Annotated in this window: 6 protein-coding genes; 4 read left to right on the top strand and 2 right to left on the bottom strand. The window is 72.8% G+C overall.

Annotation, left to right across the window (positions count from 1 at the left end; genetic code table 11):
- Window positions 1-218 precede the first annotated feature (218 nt).
- Window positions 219-881: a class I SAM-dependent methyltransferase gene (locus AB0J52_RS24200; protein ID WP_500184368.1), complete on the top strand. Its 663-nt coding sequence runs from the start codon at window positions 219-221 to the stop codon at window positions 879-881.
- Here AB0J52_RS24200 and AB0J52_RS24195 read toward each other — a convergent pair.
- Both AB0J52_RS24195 and AB0J52_RS24190 read right to left on the bottom strand, forming a co-directional pair.
- Window positions 878-1,180, bottom strand: coding sequence for a YciI family protein (locus AB0J52_RS24195; protein WP_500184367.1), 303 nt, complete (start codon window positions 1,178-1,180; stop codon window positions 878-880). The genes AB0J52_RS24200 and AB0J52_RS24195 overlap by 4 nt on opposite strands.
- Window positions 1,181-1,187: 7 nt before the next feature.
- Entirely contained in the window at window positions 1,188-1,796 is a 609-nt protein-coding gene (locus AB0J52_RS24190; RefSeq protein WP_500184364.1) for a TetR/AcrR family transcriptional regulator, read from the bottom strand.
- A gap of 102 nt (window positions 1,797-1,898) precedes the next feature.
- Here AB0J52_RS24190 and AB0J52_RS24185 point away from each other — a divergent pair, with 102 nt between their 5' ends.
- From AB0J52_RS24185 to AB0J52_RS24175, 3 genes are all read left to right on the top strand, one after another.
- Complete coding sequence (locus AB0J52_RS24185; RefSeq protein WP_500184363.1) at window positions 1,899-3,629, top strand: acyclic terpene utilization AtuA family protein; 1,731 nt, start codon at window positions 1,899-1,901, stop codon at window positions 3,627-3,629.
- A 56-nt stretch (window positions 3,630-3,685) separates the two neighbouring features.
- Entirely contained in the window at window positions 3,686-5,221 is a 1,536-nt protein-coding gene (locus tag AB0J52_RS24180) for an acyl-CoA carboxylase subunit beta (RefSeq protein ID WP_500184370.1), read from the top strand.
- Window positions 5,222-5,223: 2 nt separating this feature from the next.
- Window positions 5,224-5,742: biotin carboxylase N-terminal domain-containing protein (locus AB0J52_RS24175; RefSeq protein ID WP_500184362.1), on the top strand; the 519-nt coding region annotated here is incomplete at its 3' end.

The following is a 5,742-nucleotide window of genomic DNA, read 5'->3' as shown; positions in this document are numbered from 1 at the left end:
GCGCTCCAAGCAGGCCGCGCCCTCCGCTCGGCTCGACCCGCTGGCGGTCTGACGGCCGGGGACGGTGCGGTCGATCATTTTGCCGCCGCACGTGTGGATCTTTCGGGGGCGGCGGTAACAGGATGGAGGCGTGCCGGGCGCCGGACGGTGCGCTCGGGGGACGGACGTGGTCCGCGACGGGTCGCCCGACCGGTCGCGGCTCCGGGAGGGGAGTCGGAATGGCGCACGGAACTGGCCCGGGCCCGATCGCCGAGGACGGTTCGGCCGTCGAGTACTACCTGGAGGCGCCCCAGGACGACACGAGCGCGTCCCTGGTGCACGGCGCGCTGCCGGACGGGGCGTCCATCCTCGAACTCGGGGCGGGCACGGGACGGGTCTCGGTGCCGCTCACAACGCTCGGCCATCCGGTGACGGCCGTGGACGCGTCGGCGGACATGCTCGCCCACATCCCGGCCGGGATCAGGACGGTCCGCAGCGGCATCGAGGAACTCGCCCTCGACGAGCGCTTCGACTGCGTCCTGCTGATGTCGTACCTGGTCAACTACGGTGATCGCGAGGCGCTGCTGGCGTCCTGCCGGAGGCACGTGAAGCCCGGCGGCAGGGTGCTGATCCAGCGGGAGGCGGACGGGATGTTCGACGAGGTGCCCCGCCAATGGACGGCCGGCGGCGTCGACATGCGCCTCAGCGAGGCCGAGCCCGTGGCCCCTGACGCGGTGACCGCGACCATCGAGTACCGGTCGGGGGAGCGCACGTGGACCCATACGTTCACCTCGCGGCGGCTGTCCGACGACAAGCTTCCGGAGGTCCTCGCGGCGGCGGCCCTGGGGTTCGAAGGCTTCCTGACCGGCGACCACACGTGGATCGCCGCGCGCCCGGTCTAGGGCTGTGCCAGCAGGCGCTCCAGGGCCGTGTGGACCCGGGCGGGGTCGACGGTGGTGATGTCGTAGCGGCCGACGCCGGCGCGGACGAACGGATCCTCCTCGGTGAGCCGGCGGACCGCGTCGGCGTCCAGGCCGCCGGCCGCGAGGATCACGCCGCCGTTCTCGGTCGGGACGGTCTGCCCGGACAGGAGGAACGTGCCCGCGGCGTGGTGCCGGTCGAGGAAGGCGACGTGGCCGGGGACGTGCGGGGCGGCCTCGGCCTCGGACGCGGTATAGGTCAGCCGGAGTACGTGCAGCATCTGATCATTATCGGTCGAGGACGGCGTCCAGGGTGGCGGCCCACTGGTGGAGCAGGCGGGTGCGGCGGGCCGAGTCGTCGGTCAGCAGGTCGGCGAGGCCGAGGCCGCGGACCAGGTCGAGCGTGGCCTGCACGGTCTCCCGGACGCCCGGGAGCGACTCGTCCGCGCCGAGCGCCTCGACGGTCAGCCGGTGGGCCTCGCGGCCGAACCGGGCCTCCAGCGGGACGACCTGGTCGCGCAGCTGGTCGTCGGAGCTCGCCGCCACCCAGAGCTGCAGGGCCGCCTTGAACAGCGGGCTGGCGTACATCTCGCCGAGGAGCGTCACCACCTCCAGGGTGTCGGGGCGGCGTCCCGCGAGCTCGTCGAGGCGGGCGCGCATCCGGTCCATGCGGACCTCGGTGCCGTACTCGACGGCGGCCGTGACCAGCTCCTCGCGAGTGTGGAAGTGGTGCTGGGCCGCGCCGCGGGACACCCCGGCGCGCTCGGCGACGACGGCCACGGTCGTCCCGGCCCAGCCCTGGACGGCCAGGCAGTCGACGGCGGCCTCCAGGAGGCGCCGGCGGGTGGCGCGGCTGCGGTCCTGGCGGGGTTCGCGGGGAGCGGCCTGGGCGGTCATGGTCTCCTCGGGTGCTCGGACGACCCGCGCGCACCGTACCGGCGGGCTAAAAACAATCATGCACGATTGATTTTATCGTGCCGGGCTGGCAGGGTGCGGGACATGAGTCGACCGCTGCGCGTCGGGAACGCCTCGGGCTTCTACGGCGACCGGTTCAGCGCCGTCCGGGAGATGCTGGAGGACGGCCCGCTGGACGTCCTGACCGGGGACTACCTGGCCGAGCTGACCATGCTCATCCTCGGCCGGTCGAAGCTGAAGGACCCGGGCGGCGGATACGCCTCGACCTTCCTCCGCCAGATGGAGGACGCGCTCGGGCTCGCCGTCGAGCGGGGCGTGAAGATCGTGGCGAACGCGGGCGGGCTGAACCCGCGCGGGTTGGCGGAGCGGCTGGGGGACCTGGCGGAGCGGCTCGGCCTGGACGTGCGGATCGGTTACGTCCACGGGGACGACCTGCTCCCGCGCGCGCAGGAGCTCGGCCTCCGGGACGACCGGTACGGGCAGCCGCTCACCGCCAACGCCTACCTCGGCGCGTGGGGGATCGCGGAGTGCCTGAAGGCGGGCGCGGACGTCGTGGTGACCGGGCGCGTCACGGACGCCTCGCTCGTGGCCGGTCCCGCTGCCGCGCACTTCGGCTGGGCGCGCGACGACTGGGACGCGCTCGCGGGCGCGACCGTCGCCGGGCACGTCCTGGAGTGCGGCGCGCAGGCCACGGGCGGGAACTACGCCTTCTTTCAAGAAATCTACAACGTAAAGGCGGCGGGCTCGCCGCGTCCGGCGGGGTTCCCGCTGGCGGAGATCCACGGCGATGGATCGAGCGTCGTCACCAAGCACGACGGGACGGGCGGCGCCGTCACCGTCGAGACGGTCACCGCCCAGCTGCTCTACGAGATCGGCGCTCCCGCGTACGCGGGTCCGGACGTCACCGCGCACTTCGACACGGTCGAACTCGCGGACGACGGGCCCGACCGCGTGCGGATCAGCGGCGTGCGGGGCTCGCCGCCGCCTCCGGCCACGAAGGTCTGCCTCAACCACCTGGGCGGGCATCGCAACGAGATGACGTTCGTCCTCACCGGGCTGGACATCGAGGCCAAGGGCTCCCTCGTGCGCGCGCAGATGGACGCGGCGATGGGCGAGAACCGGCCGAGCCGGGTCGAGTGGACGATGATCGGCGCGGCGAAGGACGATCCGCAGACCCAGGGGGAGGCGACGGCGCTGCTGCGCTGTGCCGTCCTGGACCCGGACGCGGAGAAGGTCGGGCGCGCGTTCAGCAACGCCGCCGTGGAACTCGCCCTGGCGGGATATCCCGGGTTCACGATGACCTCGCCGCCAGGGAAGGGCAGCCCGTACGGCGTCTACCGTCCGGCTTTCGTTCCGAACGAGGAGATCGCGCACCTGGCCGTCCTCCCCGACGGCACCGAGGTCGCGATTCCGCCTGCACCGCGCACTGAGACCGCTCCGCCTCGCTCGCCCGTCGCGCCGGAGCCCGCCCCGGAAGCGGGGGCGGGGAAGAAGATCGCGCTGGGCGAGGTCGCAGGGGCGCGCAGTGGAGACAAGGGCGGCGACGCCAACATCGGTGTCTGGGCCAGGACGGACGCGCAGTTCGTATGGCTCACCGGCTACCTCACCGAGGCGCGTCTGCGAGAGCTTCTGCCGGAGACCGGGGAGCACCGGGTCGTCCGGTACGAACTGCCGAACCTGCGGGCGGTGAACTTCGTGATCGAAGGGCTGCTGCAGGAGGGCGTGTCCGCCTCGACCCGGTTCGACCCGCAGGGCAAGGCCCTCGGGGAGTGGCTGCGGTCCCGTTCCGTCATCGTCCCGGAGGCCGTCCTTTGACCCTCAGAAGCACGCTGGACGCCGCGAGCCCCGAGTACCGGGAGCGCAGGGCGGCGATGCTCGGCAAGCTGGCCGAGCTGGACACCGAGCACGCCAAGGCCCTGGCGGGCGGCGGCGAGAAGTACGTGCAGCGGCACCGCAAGCGCGGCAAGCTGCTCGCGCGGGAGCGGATCGAGCTGCTGCTCGACCCCGACTCGCCGTTCCTGGAGCTGAGCCCGCTCGCCGCCTGGGGGAGCGACTTCCCGGTCGGCGCGTCCGTCGTGACGGGCATCGGCGTCGTGGAGGGCGTCGAGTGCATGATCGTCGCGAACGACCCGACGGTGCGCGGCGGCTCCAGCAACCCGTGGACGGTGAAGAAGAGCTTCCGGGCGTCCGACATCGCGCTGGAGAACCGGCTGCCGGTGATCAACCTGGTGGAGTCGGGCGGCGCGGACCTGCCCACCCAGAAGGAGATCTTCATCCCGGGCGGGCGGATGTTCCGCGACCTGACCCGGCTGTCGGCGGCCGGGATCCCGACGATCGCGCTGGTGTTCGGCAACTCGACGGCGGGCGGCGCGTACATCCCCGGCATGTGCGACTACACGGTCATGGTGAAGGAGCGCGCGAAGGTGTTCCTCGGCGGGCCGCCGCTGGTGAGGATGGCGACCGGTGAGGAGTCCGACGACGAGTCCCTCGGCGGCGCGGAGATGCACGCCCGGACGTCCGGGCTCGCCGACTACATGGCGGTGGACGAGCACGACGCGCTGCGCCTCGGCCGGCGGATCGTCAAGCGCCTCAACCACCGCAAGGCCGGACCGGCGCCCGCGGGGCCGGTGGAGGAGCCGCTGTACGACGCGGAGGAGCTGGCGGGGATCGTCCCGGAGGACCTCAAGGTCCCGTTCGACCCGCGCGAGGTGATCGCCCGGATCGTGGACGGTTCGGAGTTCGACGAGTTCAAGCCGCTCTACGGGACGAGCCTGGTCACCGGGTGGGCGCGGCTCCACGGGTACCCGATCGGGATCCTCGCGAACGCGCAGGGCGTGCTGTTCGGCGCGGAGGCGCAGAAGGCAGCGCAGTTCATCCAGCTGGCGAACCAGGCCGACACGCCGCTGCTGTTCCTGCACAACACGACCGGCTACATGGTCGGCGCGGAGTACGAGCAGGCCGGGATCATCAAGCACGGCGCGCTGATGATCAACGCGGTGGCGAACTCGAAGGTGCCGCACCTGACGGTGGTGATGGGCGCGTCCTACGGCGCCGGGAACTACGGCATGTGCGGCCGGGCCTACGACCCGCGCTTCCTGTTCACCTGGCCCAGCGCCAAGTCGGCCGTGATGGGGCCGCAGCAGCTCGCCGGCGTTCTGTCGATCGTCGCGCGCGCCGCCGCCGAGGCGCGCGGCCAGGCCTACGACGAGGAGCAGGACCGGGCGATGCGGGAGCTGGTCGAGACGCAGATCGAGGCCGAGTCGCTGCCGTTCTTCCTGTCCGGGCGGCTGTACGACGACGGGGTCATCGACCCGCGCGACACCCGCACCGTGCTCGGCCTGTGCCTGTCGGTGGTCCACAACGCCCCCGTGCGCGGCGCGGACGGCTTCGGCGTCTTCCGGATGTGATGATGATCGAGAAACTGCTGGTCGCCAACCGCGGCGAGATCGCCCGCCGCGTCTTCCGCACCTGCCGCGACCTGGGCGTCGCGACGGTCGCGGTGTTCTCCGACGCCGACTCCGGCGCGCCGCACGTCCGGGAGGCGGACGCGGCCGTCCGGCTGCCGGGCGACGCGCCGTCGGACACCTACCTGCGGGCCGAGCGGATCATCGAGGCGGCGCGGGCGTCGGGGGCGGACGCGGTCCATCCCGGGTACGGGTTCCTGTCGGAGAACGCGGACTTCGCGCGGGCCGTCCTCGACGCGGGGCTGACCTGGGTCGGGCCGCCGCCGGCGGCGGTCGCGGCGATGGGCTCCAAGATCGAGGCCAAACGGCTGATGGCGGCGGCCGGGGTGCCGGTGCTGCCCGAGCTGGATCCGGCCGAGGTGACCGGAGCGGACCTGCCGATCCTGGTGAAGGCGTCGGCGGGCGGCGGCGGACGCGGCATGCGGGTCGTCCGCGACGCGACGGAGCTGGCCGGGCAGGTCGCG

Source organism: Spirillospora sp. NPDC049652 (assembly GCF_040675125.1).
GTDB lineage: Bacteria > Actinomycetota > Actinomycetes > Streptosporangiales > Streptosporangiaceae > Spirillospora.
The sequence above is the reverse complement of the archived record's forward strand: the minus strand, read 5'-3'. Positions and strand labels throughout refer to the sequence as shown.